General features: G+C 28.0%; 27 protein-coding genes and 1 pseudogene. 21 read left to right on the top strand and 7 right to left on the bottom strand.

What is annotated here, in order from left to right:
- Positions 1-6: 6 nt before the first annotated feature.
- Together QOZ84_RS01690 and QOZ84_RS01685 are read right to left on the bottom strand one after the other, a co-directional pair.
- Entirely contained in the window at positions 7-1,236 is a 1,230-nt protein-coding gene (locus tag QOZ84_RS01690) for an NRAMP family divalent metal transporter (RefSeq protein WP_284131225.1), read from the bottom strand.
- 11 nt (positions 1,237-1,247) lie between these two features.
- Complete coding sequence (locus QOZ84_RS01685; protein WP_284131224.1) at positions 1,248-2,018, bottom strand: LamB/YcsF family protein; 771 nt, start codon at positions 2,016-2,018, stop codon at positions 1,248-1,250.
- Positions 2,019-2,323: 305 nt separating this feature from the next.
- Between QOZ84_RS01685 and QOZ84_RS01680 the strand changes: the two genes are divergently transcribed.
- The 8 genes from QOZ84_RS01680 (at position 2,324) to QOZ84_RS01645 (ending at position 6,236) form a co-directional block, all read left to right on the top strand.
- Entirely contained in the window at positions 2,324-2,683 is a 360-nt protein-coding gene (locus QOZ84_RS01680; RefSeq protein ID WP_284131223.1) for a PH domain-containing protein, read from the top strand.
- A gap of 36 nt (positions 2,684-2,719) precedes the next feature.
- Positions 2,720-3,523 carry a Fic family protein gene (locus QOZ84_RS01675; RefSeq protein WP_284131222.1) on the top strand — a complete coding sequence of 268 codons (804 nt, stop codon included), beginning with the start codon at positions 2,720-2,722 and terminating at the stop codon, positions 3,521-3,523.
- Positions 3,524-3,670: 147 nt separating this feature from the next.
- On the top strand, positions 3,671-4,102 hold the full coding sequence (locus QOZ84_RS01670) for a type I restriction endonuclease (protein ID WP_331496519.1): 432 nt from the start codon (positions 3,671-3,673) through the stop codon (positions 4,100-4,102).
- Positions 4,092-4,400 (top strand): hypothetical protein, encoded by a 309-nt coding sequence (locus QOZ84_RS01665; protein WP_331496518.1) that lies wholly within the window; start codon positions 4,092-4,094, stop codon positions 4,398-4,400. Before QOZ84_RS01670 ends, QOZ84_RS01665 begins: the two co-directional genes overlap by 11 nt.
- Entirely contained in the window at positions 4,390-4,911 is a 522-nt protein-coding gene (locus QOZ84_RS01660) for a type I restriction enzyme endonuclease domain-containing protein (protein ID WP_284131220.1), read from the top strand. The genes QOZ84_RS01665 and QOZ84_RS01660 overlap by 11 nt, the downstream gene beginning before the upstream one ends.
- The gene (locus QOZ84_RS01655) at positions 4,889-5,305 is read left to right on the top strand and encodes a type I restriction enzyme endonuclease domain-containing protein (protein WP_284131219.1); all 417 of its coding nucleotides are present in this window, start codon (positions 4,889-4,891) and stop codon (positions 5,303-5,305) included. The genes QOZ84_RS01660 and QOZ84_RS01655 overlap by 23 nt, the downstream gene beginning before the upstream one ends.
- A gap of 47 nt (positions 5,306-5,352) precedes the next feature.
- Entirely contained in the window at positions 5,353-5,607 is a 255-nt protein-coding gene (locus QOZ84_RS01650) for a hypothetical protein (RefSeq protein ID WP_284131218.1), read from the top strand.
- A 71-nt stretch (positions 5,608-5,678) separates the two neighbouring features.
- Positions 5,679-6,236: a DUF4878 domain-containing protein gene (locus tag QOZ84_RS01645; RefSeq protein ID WP_284131217.1), complete on the top strand. Its 558-nt coding sequence runs from the start codon at positions 5,679-5,681 to the stop codon at positions 6,234-6,236.
- Between the two features lie 110 nt (positions 6,237-6,346).
- On the opposite strand, the gene QOZ84_RS01640 is transcribed toward QOZ84_RS01645, so the two are convergent.
- The 4 genes and pseudogenes from QOZ84_RS01640 to QOZ84_RS01625 form a co-directional block, all read right to left on the bottom strand.
- On the bottom strand, positions 6,347-6,736 hold the full coding sequence (locus QOZ84_RS01640) for a helix-turn-helix domain-containing protein (protein ID WP_284131216.1): 390 nt from the start codon (positions 6,734-6,736) through the stop codon (positions 6,347-6,349).
- A 178-nt stretch (positions 6,737-6,914) separates the two neighbouring features.
- On the bottom strand, positions 6,915-8,015 hold the full coding sequence (locus tag QOZ84_RS01635) for an RNA-guided endonuclease InsQ/TnpB family protein (protein WP_284131215.1): 1,101 nt from the start codon (positions 8,013-8,015) through the stop codon (positions 6,915-6,917).
- A gap of 8 nt (positions 8,016-8,023) precedes the next feature.
- Positions 8,024-8,242: pseudogene (locus QOZ84_RS01630) on the bottom strand (recombinase family protein); the annotation flags it as partial.
- A gap of 397 nt (positions 8,243-8,639) precedes the next feature.
- Positions 8,640-9,173 (bottom strand): ECF transporter S component, encoded by a 534-nt coding sequence (locus QOZ84_RS01625; protein WP_284131214.1) that lies wholly within the window; start codon positions 9,171-9,173, stop codon positions 8,640-8,642.
- 230 nt (positions 9,174-9,403) lie between these two features.
- On the opposite strand from QOZ84_RS01625, the gene QOZ84_RS01620 reads away from it, so the two are divergent.
- The 4 genes from QOZ84_RS01620 (at position 9,404) to QOZ84_RS01605 (ending at position 13,053) form a co-directional block, all read left to right on the top strand.
- A complete protein-coding gene (locus QOZ84_RS01620; protein WP_284131213.1) occupies positions 9,404-10,216 on the top strand; it encodes a hypothetical protein in 813 nt (270 codons plus the stop codon).
- 92 nt (positions 10,217-10,308) lie between these two features.
- On the top strand, positions 10,309-11,550 hold the full coding sequence (locus QOZ84_RS01615) for a peptidoglycan-binding protein (RefSeq protein ID WP_284131212.1): 1,242 nt from the start codon (positions 10,309-10,311) through the stop codon (positions 11,548-11,550).
- A 248-nt stretch (positions 11,551-11,798) separates the two neighbouring features.
- A complete protein-coding gene (locus QOZ84_RS16575; RefSeq protein ID WP_331496499.1) occupies positions 11,799-12,866 on the top strand; it encodes a YHYH domain-containing protein in 1,068 nt (355 codons plus the stop codon).
- 16 nt (positions 12,867-12,882) lie between these two features.
- A complete protein-coding gene (locus tag QOZ84_RS01605) occupies positions 12,883-13,053 on the top strand; it encodes a hypothetical protein (RefSeq protein WP_284131211.1) in 171 nt (56 codons plus the stop codon).
- Between the two features lie 87 nt (positions 13,054-13,140).
- Here QOZ84_RS01605 and QOZ84_RS01600 read toward each other — a convergent pair whose 3' ends face one another.
- Positions 13,141-13,872, bottom strand: coding sequence for a YwaF family protein (locus QOZ84_RS01600; RefSeq protein ID WP_284131210.1), 732 nt, complete (start codon positions 13,870-13,872; stop codon positions 13,141-13,143).
- A 275-nt stretch (positions 13,873-14,147) separates the two neighbouring features.
- Here QOZ84_RS01600 and QOZ84_RS01595 point away from each other — a divergent pair, with 275 nt between their 5' ends.
- The 9 genes from QOZ84_RS01595 (at position 14,148) to dptF (ending at position 23,507) form a co-directional block, all read left to right on the top strand.
- Positions 14,148-14,630, top strand: coding sequence for a prolyl-tRNA synthetase associated domain-containing protein (locus QOZ84_RS01595; protein WP_284131209.1), 483 nt, complete (start codon positions 14,148-14,150; stop codon positions 14,628-14,630).
- A 243-nt stretch (positions 14,631-14,873) separates the two neighbouring features.
- Positions 14,874-15,254 (top strand): nucleotidyltransferase domain-containing protein, encoded by a 381-nt coding sequence (locus QOZ84_RS01590; protein ID WP_284131208.1) that lies wholly within the window; start codon positions 14,874-14,876, stop codon positions 15,252-15,254.
- The gene (locus QOZ84_RS01585; protein ID WP_284131207.1) at positions 15,244-15,450 is read left to right on the top strand and encodes an oligo-1,6-glucosidase; all 207 of its coding nucleotides are present in this window, start codon (positions 15,244-15,246) and stop codon (positions 15,448-15,450) included. Before QOZ84_RS01590 ends, QOZ84_RS01585 begins: the two co-directional genes overlap by 11 nt.
- Before the next feature lie 230 nt (positions 15,451-15,680).
- Positions 15,681-17,699 (top strand): BglG family transcription antiterminator, encoded by a 2,019-nt coding sequence (locus tag QOZ84_RS01580; protein WP_284131206.1) that lies wholly within the window; start codon positions 15,681-15,683, stop codon positions 17,697-17,699.
- 22 nt (positions 17,700-17,721) lie between these two features.
- A complete protein-coding gene (locus QOZ84_RS01575) occupies positions 17,722-18,123 on the top strand; it encodes a PTS sugar transporter subunit IIA (protein ID WP_284131205.1) in 402 nt (133 codons plus the stop codon).
- A gap of 1 nt (position 18,124) precedes the next feature.
- Positions 18,125-18,397, top strand: coding sequence for a PTS sugar transporter subunit IIB (locus QOZ84_RS01570; protein WP_284131204.1), 273 nt, complete (start codon positions 18,125-18,127; stop codon positions 18,395-18,397).
- 49 nt (positions 18,398-18,446) lie between these two features.
- Complete coding sequence (locus QOZ84_RS01565; protein WP_284131203.1) at positions 18,447-19,817, top strand: PTS ascorbate transporter subunit IIC; 1,371 nt, start codon at positions 18,447-18,449, stop codon at positions 19,815-19,817.
- Between the two features lie 332 nt (positions 19,818-20,149).
- The gene (locus QOZ84_RS01560; protein ID WP_284131202.1) at positions 20,150-21,226 is read left to right on the top strand and encodes a Fic family protein; all 1,077 of its coding nucleotides are present in this window, start codon (positions 20,150-20,152) and stop codon (positions 21,224-21,226) included.
- 487 nt (positions 21,227-21,713) lie between these two features.
- Entirely contained in the window at positions 21,714-23,507 is a 1,794-nt protein-coding gene (gene dptF / locus QOZ84_RS01555) for a DNA phosphorothioation-dependent restriction protein DptF (RefSeq protein ID WP_284131201.1), read from the top strand.
- Position 23,508: the final 1 nt, after the last annotated feature.

The raw sequence follows: 23,508 nt of genomic DNA, 5'->3' as shown, positions 1-23,508 counted from the left end.
TTTTTATTACCCTGCTAACATACTCATACTTTGTAGTGAAACTACACCTGCATATCCAGCTATTAATACTATAATTAATCCAAATATAAATAACCATTTAGGATGCTTATATTCACCTACAATATCTTTTCTTTTAGATGCCCATATGATTGTTCCAACTGTAATAGGTAAAATTAAGCCATTTAATGCTCCCGCTAATATCAATAATTTTACTGGCTTGCCTATTACTGCCATAACTACTGTAGATATAAATATAAATGCTATTATAATATATTTTTCATTTTTAGCTATAAATGGATGTAGTGTTTTTATAAATGACACAGAGGTATAAGCTGACCCAACTACAGATGTAATTGATGCTGCCCATAAGACTACACCAAAGAATTTATACCCTATCATACCAGCTCCTTGTTGAAAAGCTGATGCAGCAGGATTTTGTGGATCTAATTTAAGTCCCTTAGAAACAACCCCTAAAACTGCTAAAAATAAAAGAATTCTCATAATAGAGGCTATAGCTATACCAGAGATAGCTCCCTTTGTAATTTCGCCTATATTTTCTTCGCCAGTAATCCCAGCATCTATTAATCTATGTCCACCAGCAAATGTAATGTATCCTCCAACAGTTCCACCAAGTAGAGTTATAGTTGGGAAAATTAAAGATTTTACATTTTGAGGAGCTACTGATCTGTATAAAGCTTCTCCAACAGGAGGCTTTGTAACAACTGCAACATACCCTACAATAACTATCATTAATACACCTAGTATTTTTACAAACTTGTCTATTGCAGAACCTGCATCTTTAGATAAAAATATAAGTATTCCCATTATCCCACTAATAATAGCTGCTAACCTTACATCCATTCCAAATAAAACATTTAACCCAAGCGCAGACCCACCAATGTTTCCTATATTAAAAGCTAATCCACCTAAAGCGACTATTAACGCAACAAAATACCCAAGACCTGGGATTACTTTGTTTGCTATATCTTGACCTCTAAGACCTGACACTCCTATAATTCTCCAAACGTTTAGCTGAGCTCCAATATCCAATATTATAGATAATAAAATTACAAATGCAAAACTTGCTGCAAATTCTGATGTAAATTGTGCTGTTTGCGTTAAAAATCCAGGACCAATAGCAGATGTTGCCATAATAAATGCCGCACCTAAAATAGTTCCTAAATTTTTTGAACCAGTTTTTACATCTTGTTTTACTTCTTTGTTAGATTTTTTCATTTTAGCTCCTCCTACTTTATAAACTCTGAGAGCTTAGCAATTTCTATATTTTCATTTATTAGTGCTTCGTGAATTTTTTTTACAAATTCTAAAGCCTTAGGATTATCTCCATGTACACATATTGATTGAGCATCAATATTTATGTCCTCACCACTTATTGATTTTACTTTTCCCTCTTTAACCATTCTTATAACCCTAGATATAGCTAAATCAGCATCATGTATTACAGAGCCTTCTATACTTCTAGATACAAGAGAGCCATCTAAATTATATGCTCTATCTGCAAAGACCTCACTAGCTACTCTTAGTCCTATGTCTTTTGCTGCTTTTATCATTTGACTATTAGCAAGTCCAAGAAGAATTATATCTTTATCAACTTCATATATAGCCTCAGCTATTCCCATAGCCAAATCTTTATCTTTAGCAGCCATATTATAAAGTGCGCCATGTGGTTTAACATGTTGTATTTTAATATTATTAGAAGTAGTAAATGCCATAAGTGCACCTAATTGATACTTAATATAAGCCTTTGCTTCTTGCTTTGTTATTTTCATTTCTCTTCTACCAAAGCCTTCTAAATCCATAAAACCAGGATGTGCACCGACTGCCACATCCTGGTTGCATGCATTTTTCACAGTTTTACTCATACAAAGAGCATCCCCAGCATGCCATCCACAAGCAATGTTTGCAGACGTTATATGCTTTAGAATTTCTTCATCAAGACCTAACTTATAATTTCCAAAACTTTCGCCTAAATCACTGTTTAAATCAACTTTAAACATAAAATCCCCCCTGTGTTTAAATTTTAGTAATACTAATTAAATTTATTTTTTTTCCTTTAATTTGATATGAAATAAGTATATTTATACATATGCTTGGGCTACGTAACATATTCTAGGCAGCGAAGGTGATTAAATTGGGAAAAAGATTAGTAATAGAAGCATCTTGATGTAAATAATGTGTGGTTTGTATAGAGTTTTGCCCTAAAAAAGTATTAAATTTTGACTAAGACAATAAAAAAATATACAATATAATTACATACATACAAACTAAGAGTACCAATACATTAATTAAAAGGAGATTTAATATGGAAGTTGTAAAATTAGGATTTTTCGGTTATGAAAACAAAGGAAAAGAAAACCAAGCATTCACAGAATTTTTAGGGGAAAACGAAGAAATAGTATACTCATTTAAAGGTATAAGAGATGAAGTTGTATTTACACACAAAAGGGTTATAATGATGAACTCTCAGGGAATAACAGGAAAGAAAAAGGAATTTAGATTTTTCCATTATAACAAAATAAATAGCTATGCAATAGAAAACTCAGGAACATTTGATTTAGATAGTGAAGTAAAATTAGTAATAGGAAGTGTTCAACATGAGTTTCAGCTGGGTAAGGGAATAGATGTTATGGCTATTGGTAGGTTAATAAGTGACTCAATGTAGTAGAGAATATAGTAAATGAAGGGATTGAAATAGATAATGTATAAGCAATCATCATACACTAAATTAACAGAAGATAGAATAGATAAAACTGAAAAGAAAAATAACTGGGAAGTTGCAATAGGATTAAATGAAGTAGACAATCTAAAGCCTTCAAAATATCTAATAGAACTAATGAACGATTCTATAGAAGGAAAAAAGACATATAAAGAAGTTGAAGAAAAGTTATATTCTTATTATAAAGAATATGACCCTAATGATGAATCAATTATTAGTACTGAAGAATGCGACTTAGTATCTGTAAGAATAGTTCAGTTATTAGAAAATGGAAGTTTTAAATTTAGTCCAATAACTCTAAAGAGCATACACAGAGCATTATTTAAAGATTTATTTAAAGATGAACTAGAAAGATATGTTGGAGAATTTAGAGATTACAATATAAGCAAAAAAGAACCTATACTTGGTGGGGATAGTGTTATATATGGAGATTATAGTGACTTGATGGATATATTAGCTTATGATTTTGGAGAAGAAAGCAAAAAAAGCGCTAAAGTATCTGTAAGTAGGCTAGCTAGATTTACATCTTCAATGTGGCAAGTTCACCCATTTTGTGAAGGTAACACAAGAACAACAGCAGTATTTATGATAAAGTATCTAAGAAGCTTAGGTTACAATGTAAATAATGACTTATTCAAAGAACATTCACTATATTTTAGAAATGCTTTAGTATTATCTAATTATTCAGATGTAAACAGAAATATTAGACCAGATTTTAAGTACTTGGAATCATTCTTTGAAAAGTTATTAATAGATAGTAAGATAGAACTAGAAAAAATGAAATAGACAATAATTTAAATAAGGATGGGGACGCATTAAATAATTTTGATTTTAACGAAGATACATTAGAACAAGGCTCTCTAGAAATACTAGAGAGCCTGGGGTATGGATAGAGACTTTCCACAAGAAGCGGTTTAGCAAGCATACAGACAAATAATAGCTTTTAACTCACCTTCGCTTGAGGAAAATAATAAATATTTCCACGATTTAATGGTAAAGGGAATAGATGTATCTTTCAAAGAAGGAGATGCTATAAGGACTAAAAAGGCATACATAATAGACTTTGACAATCCTGACAAAAATGAATTTCTAGCTGTGAATCAATTTGTAGTAGCAGGTAATGAAGAGGCATATAACCAAATTCAAACATATAAAAAAGATGTTCAAAATTTATTTAACTATAATGCATTCTGTGTTTTAAGTGATGGTATAAACGCAAAGGTTGGAACAATAACATCAAACATTGAAAGATATATGAACTGGAGAACTGTTGATGGAGAAAATATAGCGCCTTTAACAATGCCTCAGTATGACGTACTATTTAGTGGAATGTTCCCTAAACAAAGAATTTTAGATATTATTTAACAATCCAACTATTGTAGTTTTAACAGATAGAAATGATTTAGACGAACAATTATATTCTACTTTTTCAAAGAGTAGTGATTTACTTGGAGAAGAGCCTAAAAGAGCAAATAAAAGAAAGCTTAGTGATGAAGATAAATTAGCAAACGTAGGATGCAAGGATAATTCTAAAGTTAAGCATGGATTGTTTGATTTACTTAATGCTCGTGAGTCTGGCGGAGTTATATTTACAACTATTCAAAAATTTAAGCCAGAAGGTGGTGAGATTCCAGTACTTACTGACAGAAAAAATGAAAGGTAAGTTTTCTAAAATGGAGGCTATTGTTGGTTCTCCTAATAGAGTTAAACAACTTGCAGCTGATATTGTAAGTCATTATGAAGACAAAGGGAATACTGGTATAGATGCATGTGCAGCTATTGCAGTTATGATGGAGAAGCTAGAGTTACTAAGAGAGATTTTATATAGATATGATTACACTGATTTTATGACTGGTTCTCCAAGAGAAAGAATGAATGCTATAACTGGTGGTATGAACTTTATTTTAGGACTTAATGAACAAAGCCAAAAAGAATTTAAACTTCTTTGTATTGAACTTGCAAAGGCTCATTCGCTATGCGCTGCAACTGATGAAGGTCGTGAAGTTGCTCTTGAGGTTAGTTATTTTAAAGCTTTAAAAGCTAGTCTAATGAAGTTAGCTCAAAGGTGTGTTCAAAAGAAAACAAAAAAAGAAATTGAAGATAGAGTTAACCAATTACTTGAAAGATCTATAATGTCAGAGGAAGTTATTGATGTTTCAAAAGTCTTTAAATAAGTACAAAAACCAAGCTATTACTAATGCTGAGGTTATAGAGGAACTTATAAAGATGGCTAATGAGATTAGAGATGCTAGAGCTTTTGAAAATGATTTGGGTCTTAGTTATGATGAGATAGCTGCCTTAGAAAAAAATAAAAAAGGTATAAAAGATAAAAGTCTAATAAAAATAGCAGATGATTATATCAAAGGTGTAAAAATACAAATTGAGCTAAATAAAACTCAAGATACTGATTTAATGATTAAGTATGAAGAAGAGTCAGATAAGTTAAGAAAGCCTGCTCTAATAGCTATGGTTGATGACTATGGAGTAAAAGTTAAGGATGCTCACCAACAAAATTATAAAGATTTTAAAGAACAAGCAACAGTTATAAACAAATCAAATGAAGTATAAACAAATCAAATGAAGCTCAAACATTTGCTGATAAATTAGGTCGTGAAATGACACTTGAAAAATCTACTGGAGAATTTGGAGACATAAAATTTACAACTATTGTAGAGAACACTTCAAAATTAGATTTCAAGTCATTATCATATAAGGTTCAATATAAAGATAAAGAGGGGGTTGTAATAGCTGATGATATTATATATTTAGAAAACTTTGCTCCAGGAGCTAAGCAAAAGGTTAAATTAACACCATATGAAGAAGGCGCAGAAAATTTAGTTATAACTACTGACTGGTTTGAAACTAAATAGTTAAGGTTAAAGACAATATTAGGTTGAAATTATGAAGTGAAAATTTTAAGCTAGAATAAGAGGGGTAAGATATGAAAAATAAACTTAAATTAATAATAATGGTAATTTTATCAATGGCTATACTAACAGGATGTAGTGGGAAAAGTCCAAGTGACGTTGTTGAGTCATACTTTAGTGAAATAAAAACAGGTGAAAATGCAGATGTAACTAATTATATCTCAGATACAATAAAAGAAAACACAGATAAAAAAGAGGAAAAGGCTAAAGAAGATCCTAAAATGAATGAAGCTATGAAAATATTTATGTCAAACATAGATGCAAAAGTATTATCTGAAAAAATAGATGGTGATAATGCTACAGTTGAAGTAGAGTTAAAAGGATTTAATTTATCAAATATAGTAGTAGAGATACTACAAGAAAATTTATCAAATATGTTTAGTGGAAAAGAATTAAAAGAAGATGAGGTTAGCCAAAGTATTTTAGAGAAAGTTAAGACTGCTAAGGTAGAGACTAGAAAAGGAACAATAAACTTATCTAAAGTTGATAAAAAATGGAAAATAAAAACGGATGATAAGGCTATTTCATTAATATTTGGAAAAACAGAGGAACTAAATAAAAAAGATATTTAAAAAATAAAATAACAAAATTATAATATAAAAAGACTGTATCAGGATGCATTTTAGTGTGTTTTATCCTGATATAGTCTTTAGTTTGTATTTATAGCACCCTGTTTAATATATTAATACTTTAAATTGGACGATTTTAAAGAATCAAAATATATATTAGTTATTTCTTTAAAAAAAGCATCTTTAGTATGTCTATCAACAGTATGGTTTAAAAAGAAGCATTTCATATAGTATAAAATTTCCTTTTGCCAGTTGCATTCTAATCTCTCGATATTTACATGTCTACAGTTACTTACTCCAAGTAAATAATCTATAGATACATCAAAATATAATGCGAACTTTTTAAGTGCTTTTATTTCTGGGCTTTTTTTATTGTGTTCGTATTGTGATATCGATGATTTTGTAACAGTATGTTTGAATGTTTTATTGAAATCGTCTGCTAATTCTTGTTGCTTTAGACCTTTTTCAATTCTTAATTTTTTAAATCTTTCCCCAAATGTCATAATTAATCACCGTTGCCAAAACCTTATAAAACTTTATAAAGTATGTTTAATTACTGTTTCAACGTATCTCATTTTGCAAGTCAAACTACAACAAGCTACTGTGATTTGATATAATACTCCACAGTCGTAAATTCGGATACAACGCATCCTACACATTAGCATTATCTTGTTGGTGATATTATGCTAATTTATATTTAGATAGATTAAGACTTGCATTTAAATCTCTATCAATAGATAATCCACAACTACAGTTATATAATCTATCTTTAAGTTTTAAATTCTTTTTAATCTCTCCACAACAACTGCAAGTCTTTGATGATGGATAAAATCTATCTACAACTACTAACTCAATTCCTCTGAATTTACACTTGTATTCAAGTTGTCGCCTAAATTCATAGAAACCTTGTTTTGCAATAGCTTTTTTCATCATATTAGAAACTGCTAAATCTTCTATTACAACTCTGTATGGTTTGGTTTTCACTATATTTGTTGTAGTTTGATGAAGATAGTTATTTCTAATATTTGCAAGTCGTCTGTGCATTAGTTGTATCTGCTTTTCAAATTTTATAATGTTGCTAGTTTTGACATACTCCTTTCCTTTTTTATTATTTTCATATTTACGAGAAACTTGACGTTGCAACCTACGAAGTTTCTTCTCTATTTTTCTAACTATATAAGTTTTGTTAATATTTTTATAAACCTTGTTATCAGAACAGATTGCTAAGTCTTTAATACCCAAATCTATTCCTAGAGATACATCTGTTAATTCTTCTTGAACTTCCTCTTGCTCTATTCCTACTGATATATACCAATACTTGTTGTCATATGATATACGAGGATTACTATACTTAACTCCAATAGGGAGTTGCTCATTAGTTTTTATCCAACCAACTTTTTCAATATTAACTAAGTTTTCTTCTTTAACTTTTAGTTTACCGTTATCGTTGTAGAAGGATTTCTTACTTTTTCTTCTACTCTTAAATTTTGGTTTGTCAGATAGTCCTTTGAAAAATCTCTTATAACTATCACAAGCATCTTTTACTGATTGTTTTGCCACATTATTAGAAATTTCATTTAACCATACTAATTCAGTTTTCTTTAGTTGGGTTATCTCTTTTCTTAGTTCGCTATCAGAAATAAATTTACCACCTTTTTTATAATTTTCTTCTTGTTTTGCAAGTGTCCAATTATAAATAAACCTTGATGTTCCAACTGATTGCCATAATTTTTGTTCTTGAAGTTGACTTGGATATAATCTAACTTTCTTGGCTAGTATCATCTTCTATCAACTCCTTTATCAACTTCTGAATTAGTAACCATATCTATTAGTTGATTTAATCCCTTTTTATTATAGTTAATTCCACTTCCTATATGTGTAATCACCTCAAACTGATAACCTTTTGAATACATATAGGTTTTAACATTATCAACTTGTCTTAATAGGTTATCCTTTTGCTTATGAGAACTAACTCTACAATATGCAATAGTGTTTTTATTAACAATTACATACCCCCATGTAATTAGAGTCTAATATTAAATTAAAAAAATGTAAATCATAATTTACAAAATTTGGAAAATTATAGGTTATTTTGATGAATTGTATAATTAATGCAAAATGTATAATTAGAACTTCTTATAATTAAAAAGAAAGAAAAATTTAAATATATTTAATAGGTACTATTTTATGCAAAGAATAAAATCATTGTACTATTACTTTGTACGGATGTTAGAGGATGTTCTTTAATAAAAAGGTGAAAAAATACTTATGGGGGTAAACCAAATCATTAAAGTATGCATATAAATATTACTTAAAATTTAAAATAAAAAAATACACTTTTAATAAAAAAAGTGCAATTTTCATATAATATAGTAGTTTGTATTTAATTATATTTAAAATTAAGTTTTAATTATACGTTTGAGCATCTAAATCTAAATGACCAGATTTACTAAGTGCTTTTCTAAGTACCATGCTAAGAGGAAGTGCAATAATCATACCCATTGCTGAACTCATCAAAGAACTTGGAATGTTTAAAAGTGCAGCTTGATAACTTCCTATAACTACAGTCCAAGCACCAATATACCCAACTAAAGTCCATAAAGAGGCTATAATCAAAGCAAATATATTTAAAATTAAATTCTTTCCTTTATTTCCATTGTAATGAGATATACTTCCTGCCAAAGCACCAGCAATTCCTTTTATAAGAAAAGACCATAATGTATAAGGCGAAAATCCTAATAACAAATCAAAGAAAGCAGAACCTATCGCACCAGCAGGGGCAGAGTATTTCCCACCAAATAAAATGGATAATGTAAATATCATTGCACTACCTAAATGTACCATAGCACCATTTCCAAATGGTACTTTTATAAATGTTGCGACTGTACACAAAGCTGAAAACATTCCTACATAGATTACATATTTTGTATTTTTGTTCATGTTAATCCTCCATATATTTATTATAAAGATACTAATGATGCCCAGTTAGTTGTGATTGTTATAAAATAATAGTATCATACAATATTTGGAAAAAACAATAAATGTGGATTAATAATGCAAGTGTATGGATACAAAAAACTGACAACAGTTAGGCGCCGGCAAATGCATTTATTTTTAATTGTGATAGTGTATAATAAGAATGTTAAATAAATAGAAGAAAGGATTAATCGATGATATTAGAAACTATAAAAACTACTTTTATATTAACCATATCCATGATAGGAATATTTGTGCTGTTTGGTATGATTTATAACTTTATAGAGAAAAAAAACTCTAGTTATATTCAAAAAACATTTGGATTCAATAGTATCTTAATTACGGGTGTTATAGGAACAACTGTGCATGAATTAAGTCACTACTTGATGGCCTTAATATTTGGGCACAAAATAGTAGAAGTTGAATTATTTAGACCAAGGGCAGCTAAAATTGATGGTGTGCTAGGCTTTGTAGAACATAGATATAACAAGAGAAGTTTATATCAAAGAATAGGTAACTTTTTTATTGGGATAGCTCCTATGATATTTGGAACAGTAGCAATAAGTATTAGCTTTAGGCTATTACTTCCAGAGATGTTTTTAAAGTTAAACATTTCAGAGTATATAGACTTAATTAATACAAATAATCTTCAAGATATATATTTACTTTTACAACAGAATTGTAAGCTGTTATTTAATATGGTCTTTAGTATATCTAATTTAACAAGTTTTAGATTTTGGATTTTTGTATTCATAATGTATTCTATAAGTACACATATGTCTTTGAGTAAAGCAGATTTAAAAAACTCTAGTTCTGGGCTAATATGTATATTTATAACTACGATGTTTATCTCGTTGATATGTACAGTATTAAAAATTAATTTATCGGTATTACAATCAATATTTTTAAAATATAACTTGTATTTAACTTGTTTTTTAGCATTAGGGGTTATATTTGGTTTAATTAGTTTAGCAATTTCATTCTTGTTTTATAGGTTCAAGAGATGATTGTTTTACTTTAGCAAATAAAACTTCTATGTACAATTAAATCCCCTATTTCATACAATAGAAGGAATGATTTTATATAGGGGGGATATATTTTGAATAAAGGATTGTTAACAATTAAAGTAATTGATGAAAACACTAATTTTCCTATAAAAGGTGCAAAAATTAATATATGCACAATTCCAAAAGATGAATGTGAAAAAAGTAAACATATTTATAAAAACCTAGTTACAAACTCATCTGGTCAAGTAAAAAAAATACCTTTAGATGCTCCTGACTTAATGTATTCTCTAGTTCCGAATTCTCCAAGGGCATATAGTACTTATTTGTTACAAATCTCAAAAGATGGATATGAAACTATTGTTATAGAAGGAGTTCAAATACTTCCATTTATAGAAGCTATTCAAAATATTTCGATGTCTTTGGTAAGCTCAATTAGTTCTTTAAATAAAGGAGTATATGTAATAGGAGATAATACGTTGTATGGGAATTATCCACCTAAAATATTTGAGCCTTCTATAAAGTTAGGTCCATTTGTAATTTCTAGAGTTGTTGTTCCTGAATTTATAATAGTTCATGACGGTTTGCCAAGTGATAGAAATGCACCTAACTACTGGATACCTTTTAGAGACTATATAAAAAATGTTGCAAGTTCTGAAATATATGCTACATGGCCGACTCAAACTTTATATGCGAATATAATAGCTATAGTATCTTTTACATTAAATAGAGTTTATACTGAGTGGTATAGAAATATGGGATATGATTTTACTATTACATCTAGTACGCAATATGATCATAAGTTTATATATAATAGGAATATATTTGATACTATAAACGTTGTTGTTGATAATATATTTAATGTTTATATACAAAGACCAAAAGGTGCTAAACAACCTCTTCTTGCTCAATATTGTGATGGAGTAAATACTCAGTGCCCAGGTAAAATGACTCAATGGGGAAGTAAATATTTAGGCGACCAAGGATATATGTTTCTAGATATTTTAAAATATTATTATGGATATGATATAGGTTTACAAGGTACTGATCAGATACAAGGAGTTCCATCTTCTTATCCTGGGTACTCACTACAGGTAGGATCTAGCGGAGAAAATGTAAGAATTATACAAAATCAATTAAATGCTATATCAAATGCTTATCCTGCGCTACCGAAGATTGCAGAAGACGGAATATTTGGTCAAGGTACTAGAAATAGCGTTATCAAATTCCAAGAGATTTTTAGAATGACACAAACTGGAGTAGTAGATTTTGCAACTTGGTATGCTATATCTAAAATTTATGTAGCTGTTACTAAGATCGGTGCATTTGGAATGTAGGTAAATTGAAAGGGCGTCTTAATTATTAAGGCGTCCTTATTTATACAATAATTTACAATAATCGCAAAATATTACAGAATTCGACAAGATGTTTAGGTTATTATAAAAAAGCTGAATTTAATAAATTAAAAAATACAAGGTTAAACATTATAAAATTACATAAAAAATAAACCTATTTACACTTTTAACTTTAAAATAAAACTTTTTATTAGATATTAGTACAATACATAATTTATGGAGGAGCAACATTGAGTAATAAAAACAACAAATTAGCAAAAATAATAATGGTATTATCATTAGCCTTAATGACTAGTGTTTCGCCAGTAGATGCACACAGTGGTAGAACAGACTCAAGTGGAGGGCATAGAGATAATAAGAATAAATCAGGTCTTGGAAGCTATCATTATCATCATGGATATGGACCTCATTTACATACAAATGGATGTCCATACTCTGGAACAACTACAAATAGTGATGGAGGAAGTAGTTCATCAAGCGTAGACCATGAAGCACAACAAAAGAAAGCACAAGAGCAAGAACAAGAAGAGGTTAAATCTAAAGGATACAACTCAGGGTACAATGATGCTTATCTAGGGAAGACAAGTAGTTCTTATTACTCAGGAAGTTATAGTGAATTATATCAATCAAGATATGATGAAGGATATACACAAGGTAGGGAAAAATTAGAAAAAGAAAAAGAAGAATTAAATACAAAGGGATATGAATTAGGTTTGACAGGTTCTAAAATAAATTTAAGCAATTACACTAATGAAGAGTTAAAAACAGCATACAATTATGGATACGAAAAAGGTATTATAGAATACAAAAATATTAAAACAGAGAAATACAGAACTCTTGGACTAGAAGATGGTAAAGCTGATAAACAAAATCTAGATATACCGAAGGAAGATGAAGAATTTAAATTAGAATACGAAAAATCTTATAAAAGCGGACAAGATATATTATCAAAGACTTATGAAGATAAAGGATATAATGATGCGTTTACAAACAGTCAATATAATTCACCAGGTTACCAAAGAGATAAATATAATCAATGGCATAAACAAGGATTTGATAAGGCGATTGAGGATATAAAACGTGTAAAAAAATTAGGCTATGATGATGGTTATTCTAGAAATGAAAAAAATGTTCCAAAGGGTCTTGAACGTGCTGAAAGTATGTACTTACAGGAATATAAAAAAGGTGAAGCTGTTGCAGATAAAGAAGCTAGAGATGGAGCCGTTGGATTTAGCAGTGTTGCTTCTATAGGATGGATATTAAGACGTTATTTTGTAGCTAAAAAAAGCATAATGTAGTAAAGGGAGATAAGACATGAATATATATAAAAAGATATGTTATAAAGTTGAAAATTTTTTCATAAAAAGAATGAGTAAGACAGATTTAGATTTTAAGGTCAATATGGATAGAGCTATAGACTATAGAACAAAGAAACAAATGACTAAGTCAAACAAGAGAAAAAATCAAAGTAAGATAGCTAGCTAATAAATAAAAGATTATTTTGGGGTAAACCTAAAATAATCTTTTATTTTTATTATATAAAACTAGTCGTGAAATTTTAACTTCTATATCCTAATTAACCAACTCTAATACACTTGTTGACTTTTCACTACTATCATTAGCATTAATGATAATATATTCAATACTTAATACTATATTAAATATTGTAATTACCACTAAAGCATATAGTAAAGGGGGTAATCCATTACCAACGCCAATAGGAGATGAACTCATATATGCATAATTAGAGCCTATTGTTTTATTTAACATAAACATTAATATATGATAAGTACTAACAAATACTAATCCATTTTTAAAGTCTTTTGATGTCATTCCTATTTTTCTTATAAATAATATATATATAGAACCCCATAATAAAAACAAATGACCGATAAAGAAAGATAATTGAGTTATATGAGGGAATATAAAGGGATCCATACTCGGGAATAAAAGGGCCGATATTGAACCGAATATACCTAAATAAGAACCGATTTTCATGAGTGATTTTTTATTTGTAATTAATCCTATAGAAACAGATATGATGGCTATTCTACAGTGATACAATGGCAATCCTTCTTTGATGAAATTATAATTGCTTATTAAATACCACGCAAATAAGATAACTTGTTGAAAAATTAAAATATATCCGATAAATAGCTCTAGATTTTTATTGGGAAGCTTGTATTTAAATAAAAGCAAAGTTCCTATTAAAGCTATAAATAATAAAAGTAAATGCCACGGTCCAAAGGCAACAAAATTACTTTTGGTTGCATTATTTCTAAAAAAATAATAAATATTTTCCATACTAATCTCCTAAAATTATAAATTATGATAATAAAGATTTTGACATCCTTTATAATACTTGAACTTTCAAAGTAATATTATGTATTATAATGGATAAAAAGTCAATAAAAAGAGGAAGTGAGTTGGTTAGAACAAAATAATTAATTTGATTATACTAGATACATAAAAATAATCCAACAGTGGTGATGATTGTGATTAAGATAAGGGGCTTTTATATTTTTCAAAATTAATATAAAATTATATATACACAAAACGTTTAGACGGGGGTAATACAAATGAAAAAAGATATATACATAAAACTAGATGAACTAAATATAAAATACAAAACATTAAAACACAAAGAAGTATTTACAGCAGAAGAGTTTTACGATGTAACTAAAGATATGCCAGGTTATCACTGTAAAAACTTATTTCTAAAAAACTCAAACAAAAGCACAAATTATCTCCTAGTAGCAAAACACGATAAAGCAGTAAACTTAAAGGATATAAAAGCACAAATAGGAAGTACTAGGCTTTCATTTGATTCACCTGATAAGCTGTATGAACTGTTAAAGGTAACACCTGGAAGTGTAAATCCATTTAGTGTTATAAATGATATTAATAGCAAAGTGGAGTTATTGATAGATAGTGAATTATTAGATGGTAAAAACCTTAATTTTCATCCTGCTATAAATACAGAAACATTTAATATATCAGGAGACGACTTTAACAAGTTTTTAGAACATATTAGTAATAATGTTATCAAAGTTAATATATAAACTATTTATACTTTATAAACACGCATATTATTTTATTGATATTCCTTGCGATAGATATTTCAGTATACTTTCTCTTTCTTCTATGTTAATATTTGTATGACTAATTATGATTGAGAGAGAGAATTACATTTTATCATAAGTTAATCGTAATGAATTTTTTGTGTTGAATTTAATTATATAATCTAAGATATAAAAAGATTAGAACTATTTAAAAATATCATCTAATAAATAAGAGGTGTTTAAATGAGAAACATACCAGAGGAAGTTAAACAATCAATAGTAAATGTATTTCCAAAAGAAAGTACTCTAGCCATTATAGTATTTGGTAGTTATGGTACAGATAGACAGATTTTAGGAAGTGATATAGATATAGCGTGGATTCCTAATAAAAAAGTACCGATTACAGAACTTGCAATTAAAACACAGGCTCTAAGAAGTGTGCTTGATATTGAGATTGACTTAAAAATTGTTACAGAAAATTATACAATAGAACTTAGAAAAGCTATTTTTGAAGGCGATATTATTTATGAATGTAGAGATTTTAAACATTATCTAAATAATTTCTATGTTGAAAATAGTGATGTAATAGATATTTTAAATTGGAGGGAGATGTATGGCAATTAACAAAAGCGATGCTATATTATTACCTGCAAACTCTTCTATAGTTGTGGAGACGCTTAGAAAATTAAGAAATGATGATTCACATGGATATGACATACCGGAGTTTGAAGAAATGTATGAGTTGTTCACACAGAACGAAGAAGTGTTTGTTAGTATAAGAAATGCTTGTAAAAAAGATTTTACGGAAAAATTGTTTTAAATAAGCAGACTAAAAAGTTTGAACTTTATGTTCAAGCTTTTTTTTTACAACAAAATCTTATAAATCAAAAAAATATTAAGCCTAAATCCCACTTTGACCCTTACAAAGTTATAAAACAAATAACTGTTTTAAAAGTAGCAGTCTAAAAAGTTGCACAAATAAATTGACTATTTTTAATCTTCTGTGCAAAATGAAAAGGTAGTATACTTAAATCAAGAAAGGCAAACAAAATGTATATAAATAAACGATTGCAAAATATATTAGAAATATTGACAAAAACCGACTATATAAGTACAGAAGAAATATCAAAAATATTAGGTATATCAAAGAGAACTACATATTATGACATAGTTAAGTTGCAAGATTATCTAGAAAGTAAAAATATAAACTTAAACAACATTAGAAGCTTAGGGTATTATTTAGGTCCAATAGATAAAGAAGAAGCAAAAAAATTATTAAGGGTTTCAAAAGAAGATTATATACTCTCACCAAAAGAAAGATATATAAAGATAATAATAGATTTGTTAATTCTCAAAGAAAAACTAACTATAGAAAAGCTTTGTGACAAATTAGAAGTAAGCAGAAATACCATACTAGGAGATATAAAGTATGTAAGAAATTACATAAACAAATACAACTTAGAACTTACTTCATCAAGTGGCTACAAAATAGAAGGCAAAGTAAATAATAGAAGATATTTATTTTTAAATTTATACAATGAATATAATTATTTATTTGATGAATATGAATTCCTAAATGAGTATAATTCTATAAAATCAACAATAGAAAAACAAGAAAACAATATACTCAAACATAGCTCTATAAATTATATTTTAATGTATTTAGCTAGCTTTTATAAATATTACTACAATAAAAATAATGATAGTAATTTCTTATATAAAGAAGACAAAGAGTTCTTTGAAAATAATAATAGCAACAAAGAAGCTAAGATTTTGCTTGAAATTATAAAAAAGGAACTTAAAGTTGATATACATGAAAATGAAGTATATTACATACAAACATTTCTAACAAAAGATAAACAAATTAGAGAGTTATTTTTAAATGAAAAATTAGCACAAAAGTATATTGGACCTATAAAAATGATGGTTAAAGAATTTGAAAAAATATCTTGTATATCAATTGATGATTATGAAAAGCTTTCTATGAATATATTTGAGCATTTAATGCCAACTCTGTTTAAAGTTAGATATGGAATTTATTATCCAAACTTTATAAAAGATGAGGTTAAAGAAAAGTATAAACCTATATATCAATTTACAAAACAAGTTATAAAGCATATAGAAGAGGCATTAGGGATGTTTTTAAATGATGATGAACTAGCTTATATAGCAATGTACTTTGGTGGATACACAACTAAAATGGGAGTTGAAATAAAAATACCTAAGATAATTATAGTGTGTAACTCAGGAATGGCAACATCTCAACTTTTAAAAAATCAAATAGAACAATTATTTGACTTAATAGAAATTAATGATGTGTTATCATTATCAGCTTTTAAACAATATGACAAAGCTTATGATTTTGCAATAAGCACTGTAGATATAAGTGAAGGAAATACAAAAGTAATAAAGGTAAATCCAATACTCACAGATTTGGACAAGCAAAACTTAATATCACAAATATCAAATACACAATCTAAATTTAACCTAGAACAACAACTATTAAAGAAAATAATGAGTAGTGTAGAGAAACATACAACTATTAACAATAAAGAAAAATTAAAAGAAGAAATAAAAAGCATATTAATATCAGCTAGGGAAAAAGTAGAAAATTATAAATTGACTTTAAGCGATATTTTAAAAGAAGAAAATATAAGCTTAAACCAAAGCGCAAGTGATTGGAAAGAAGCAATACAAATCAGTGCTAAAAGCCTTAAAGACTTAGGTAGAATAAATGATGATTATACAAAAGCAATGATAAAAAGCATTGAAAACTTAGGTCCATACATAATATTAGCACCAAATGTAGCAATGCCACATGCAAGACCAGAGGATGGGGTAAACAAATTGGGAATTAGTCTTACAACTTTTAAAGAAGAAATAAAGTTTTCTCAAAATGAAAGACATAAAGCTAGATTATTTATAACCTTAGCGCCAAAGGATAAGCAATCCCATTTAAATGCACTTGCATCCTTAAATCAGATTTTATCAAAAAAAGAAAATATAGAAAATATAATAAATGCTACAGATAAAAAAGTAGTCCTAGATATAATAAAAAAACATTCATAAAGTCAAACAATGGGGGAAAGCAATGATAGTTAAAGTTAAAGACAGAGTTAAAGATTATAAAGAAGCTATAAAAATATCATGTGATAGCTTAGAAGAAAAGGGATATATAAAAAAATCTTACTTTGATGCAATAATGAACAAAATAGAAGAATTTGGACCATACTTTTGCATAGCACCTAAAATAGCAATGCCACATGCAAGACCAGAAGATGGAGCTATAAAAACAGAATTATGTGTACTTAAATTAAATGAGCCAGTTGATTTTTTAGGAAAAGAAGTACGATTATTTATGACATTAAGTGCAACAGATAGTACTTCACATCTTAAATTAATGCAAAGTGTAGCTGGTGTTTGTATGGATGAGGATAAATTAAATAAAATATTAAATTCAAATAATGAAGAAGAAATCATGGAGGTAATGTAATATGAAAAGAATAATGGCAGTTTGTGGATCAGGATTAGGATCAAGTTTTATGGTAGAAATGAATGCAAATGAAGTATTAAATGAATTAGGAATAAGCGGATGTGAAGTAACTCATAGTTCATTAGCTGATGCAACAGCAGATCAAGCAGATATATTTATAACAGCTAGAGATTTAGAAGATAGTGCTTCTCACTTACCAAACTTAATAATATTAGATGCTTTATTTGATAAAGATGAATTAAAAGTTAAGTTACAAGAAAAATTAGGTTGCTAATAAATGAAAATTAATAACTTATTATAAAACATAGATGGGAGATTAAAAAATGAATGGAATTTTAAAAGTAATCGTAGACTTTGTGTCTGAACCTGCAGTTTTAATAGGAATCATGGTTTTAATAGGATTGTTACTTCAAAAGAAACCTATAGAGGATATAATAAAAGGTACACTTAAAGCTATGGTTGGATTTGTTGTAATCTCAGCTGCAGCAGGAATTATAGTTGGGGCATTAGAGCCTTTTGGGAAAATGTTTGAATATGGATTTAATGTAAAAGGTGTTATACCTAATAATGAAGCTGTAGTTGCTATGGCTATGGATGAATTTGGTACAACAACAGCACTTATAATGACTTTCGGTATGGTATTTAACATATTTATAGCAAGAGTTACTAAGTTTAAGTATATATTCTTAACTGGACATCATACTTTATTTATGGCATGTATGATAGCTGTTATATTAGTTTCAGGTGGAATGAGTGGAGTTCATTTAATATTTACCGGTTCTCTTGCATTAGGACTTATAATGGTATTATCTCCTGCAATATGTCAGCCTTTTATGAAAGGAATAACTAAAAGTGATGCAGTAGCACTTGGTCATTTCTCATCAATAGGATATGCATTTGCAGCAGTAGTTGGAAAATTAGTAGGTAAAGGATCTAAATCTACTGAAGAAATGAAAGTTCCAAAGTCTTTAAGCTTCTTAAGAGACTCAGCAGTATCAATATCTATAACTATGTTAACTTTATATATAGTAGTAGCATTAGTTGCAGGTAGTAAATTTATAGAAACTAATTTATCTGATGGTAAAAACTTTATAGTATACTCAATGATACAAGCCTTAACATTTGCAGCAGGATTTATATTAATACAAAATGGTGTTAGATTAGTTTTAAATGAAATAGTACCTGCATTTAAAGGTATAGCTACAAAGTTAGTACCTAATTCAAAACCAGCACTAGACTGTCCAATAGTATTTCCTTATGCTCCAAATGCAGTTTTAATAGGATTTATAAGTTCATTTGTTGGTGGTATAGTTTCAATGTTAGCACTTGGAGTTATGGGACTTACTATAATAATACCAGGTGTAGTACCTCACTTCTTCACAGGAGCTACATCAGCAGTATTTGCAAACTCAACTGGTGGTAGAAGAGGAGCGATAATAGGTTCATTTTTAAATGGTATAATAATATCATTATTACCAGTAGCATTGCTTCCTGTACTTGGTAACTTAGGTATAGCAAACTCAACATTCTCAGATGGCGATTTTGGTGTAGCTGGTATATTCCTAGGTAAGGTACAAGAGTTTGTAGGTGGAATGGGTCTTACAGCTGTACTTGTTGGTATATTAGCAGTACTAATAGGTCTAAGTATAAGTTCTAATAAGAAAAATAAAGAAGATGCAAGTAAAGTTGCTTAAAACTATATAATTTATACTAAAACCCTCTTATAGTAGGCACACAAATCGCTAGTGGTGATTATTGTGACTAAGATAAGGGGGTTTTTATTTGATTCACCTGGAAGCGTAAATCCATTTAGCATTATAAATGATGTAAATAGCAAGGTGGATACCCTGCTTGTTTAATTTTCACAAAAAACAATATATTATACAGTTTTAAAATTCGTTTTTATAGAAAAACAAATTTAAAACTTGCTTATTTAAAATTTAAAAGTCAATAATATATAAAAATAAGTAAAAATAATCTTATTTTGATGTATAATATACTTATAAATAGATTGGAGTGATTTTTTATGGAACCGTATAAAGTTGTAAAATTACCTACAGGGTACAAAATAGATAAAGATTTAATGATATTACTTGGAGAAGCTTCTGCAAAATATGGAGAATATAAAGCTATTTTAAATACATTGGAGTTTGAAGCAGAACTGTTTTTAAAGTCAGTTTTAAAGAGTGATAGTTATAAATCTACACAGATTGAAGGTACTCAAGTTTCATATGAAGATATTTTCTCACTAGATATAATAGAGGAAAATGATGATAGTTTAGAGATTAAAAATCTAACAAAATCAATAGAGTACGCATATGAAGCTATTAAAGAAAGGGGCATAACTATGAATCTTGTCAATGAGATGCATAGGATAATTTTAAATAGTGGTAGAGGGTCTACAAAATCACCAGGAAAAATAAGAGATGCTCAAAACTGGATAGGACCTAGAGGTGCTAGTATAGAGCAAGCTACATTTATACCACCAAGCCCAGATGATGTAATTGAAGATTTAATTAATTTATATGAGTATATGAATGATGCTTATATAGACCCAGTATTGGTTAATGTGGCAATAGCTCATGCACAGTTTGAAACAATACATCCTTACAAAGATGGTAATGGTAGATTAGGAAGAGCGTTAATACCTATACAAATGGCATACCTAAGCGGTGATAGACCGATGCTTTATCTATCAGAAATAATAGAAGTAAATAAATTAGGATACCAAAGAGCATTAATGAACACTAGAAGAGGTAATTTAGAATCTTTCATAAGTTTCTTTATGCAGTGTACTATTGACCAATGTAGCAACTATATAAGAAAACTAGAAATAATTAAAAATATTTATAAAGAAGACACTGAGAAAATTAAAAGTATAAAGGGTGGTTCAATACACACTGTATTCCCACTAATGATGAATAAAGTTGTCTTTACAAAGAAGTACATTGAGGAACAAACTGATTTAGCGCCAAGTACTATTGCTAGGATTGTAAGTCAATTAATAGACTTAGGTATCTTAGTTGATATATCAAAAGATCGCAAAAAAGAGTATAGATACGATAGGATCTATAAAGTATTTATAGGTACAGAAATGTATTAATATATAAGGGAACGATTTTAATAAATTTTTAGAACATATTAGTAATAATGTTACTAAAGTAAATATATAAACTATTTATGCTTTATAAACACGCATATTATTTTATTGATATTCCTTACGATAGATATTTCAGCATAGTTTCTACTTCTTTTATGTTAAAGCGTGTATGACTTATTATGATTAATTTATTATGATTGTGTTTGTGTGAAAACTACACTTTATCATAAATTAATCGTAATGAGTTTTTTTGTGCATTTAAATAAATAATCTGAATTATAAAAAACAACCATACAATATTTTATATGAGGTATAATTTTAACTTAATACAAAAAAATGTATGGATACAAAATTAAAATACTGCAGTGAATATCCACATTTTAACATATATAGGATAAATTTAGTTATAAAGGGATCTCAAAGAGTTAAATACCCATTATAATAGATAATAGGTAGGGTGTTAGTATATATAAAAGGAGTTTCCATTATTATGATAAACAATAACTGTTTAATAGACGAATTAAAAAAACTTAAAGAATCGTCAAAAGAAGCTGTAGAAAATATTACAAGCTTTAGTGAATTTAAAAAATACATGCATGTAAAAAGAAATGTAGAAGATGAACTTTTTAATATTATAAATGAATCAAGCAAATCAAATAATTCAAAATTAATATTAGTATGTGGTGGAGTTGGAGATGGTAAATCTCATTTGATATCATATTTTAAAAGTAAGTATCCTGAAATGATGTCAAAATTTGAAATACATAATGATGCTACAGAAAGTTTCGAACCAGGAAACACTTCTATAGATACATTAAATGATGTGCTAGAAAAATTTAATGATGATAATGTTGGAAATTCAAATAAGAGGTTTATATTAGCTATAAATTTAGGGGCACTTAGTAATTTTATAGACTCAAAATATAAGGATATGTATAGTGATTTAAAAAAATATGTAGAAGAAAAAGGAATACTGAATATAGATGTATCAGACAATTCATATAATGAAAATTCTAATTTCCAATTTATTAACTTTAGTGATTATCACATCTATTCATTAAAAGAAGATAAACCTAAATCTCAGTATGTAGAAGAGATAATAAATAAAATAACACAAGATGATAACCAAAATATTTTTATAAATAGTTATAAAAACAATTGTAGTATTTGTGACAATAGCTACAAATGTCCTATTAAAATAAATTATGAAATGTTGATGAAGGAATCTGTAAGAACAAAATTAGTTGATATATTAGTAGAATCAGTAGTTAAAGATAAATTAATAGTCTCAACAAGGTCTATTTTAAATTTTGTATATGATTTCATAGTTAATACTAAATTAGATAATAAGAATAATGAAGAATTAAATGAATATATACAAAAAATTAGTTGCGAAGAATTTATAGAATGTATGTTTGTATCTAACTTATACAATCACAAAGAATTATCTCAAATTTTATATTCAATAAATAAAATAGACCCTATAAATTCAACGTCAGAAAATTTAGACAATGTTATTATTAAGCTTAATATAACTGAAGATATGTCAGGTATATTTAAAACATACTTACAGTTATCAGGAGATAGTTACTTAGATTTATTGATGAGTAAAAGCGAAGTAATAGAAGGTGAAATTAATAAATTAAAAACTAAAACAGAAAAACAAATATTAAAAGATGAACTTATAAATATGTTCATAAGGCTTCATATATTTATTTCAGAAGATGAATTAGATTTAGATGATAAAACATATATTAGTTACATGAAATCGCTATACAGTTGGAATAAAGGTGATATAAGAAAACTTACTAATTTATATAAAGATGTTCAAGAAGCTATATACAATTGGAATGGTGAAGCCATAGATGGAAGAATAAATATATCAGTAGGTAGAAATCAAATGAGATATAAAGTGAGTCAAAGCATAAATATATCAGCAGACATAAGTAACCTAAAAAGCGACTTAAATGATGAACTATTTAAATTTACTCCTAGCTTAATATTAGGATATAAAAACGATGAAAAAGGAAAGCGATATAAAATAGATATAGACTTTAATTTATATGAACTCCTAATGAGAGTAAAGGACGGATATAGACCTAACAAAAATGATAAGTATAATTATATAAACTTTGTTGAATTTATAAATAAAATTCAAAAACTAGGAAATCAAAATAAAGAAGTATATATAGAAGATAAATTAGGTTCGAGTACATCTAATTATAAGTTAGTTTACAATAAAGATTTTGATATCTTTGAATTTAAAAATACAAATGAGGTGTAGG

Origin of the sequence: Romboutsia sedimentorum (assembly GCF_030131845.1) — a bacterium.
Classification (GTDB): domain Bacteria; phylum Bacillota; class Clostridia; order Peptostreptococcales; family Peptostreptococcaceae; genus Romboutsia_D; species Romboutsia_D sedimentorum.
Note: the sequence above shows the minus strand (reverse complement) of the source record. Positions and strands in the feature narration are given on the sequence as shown.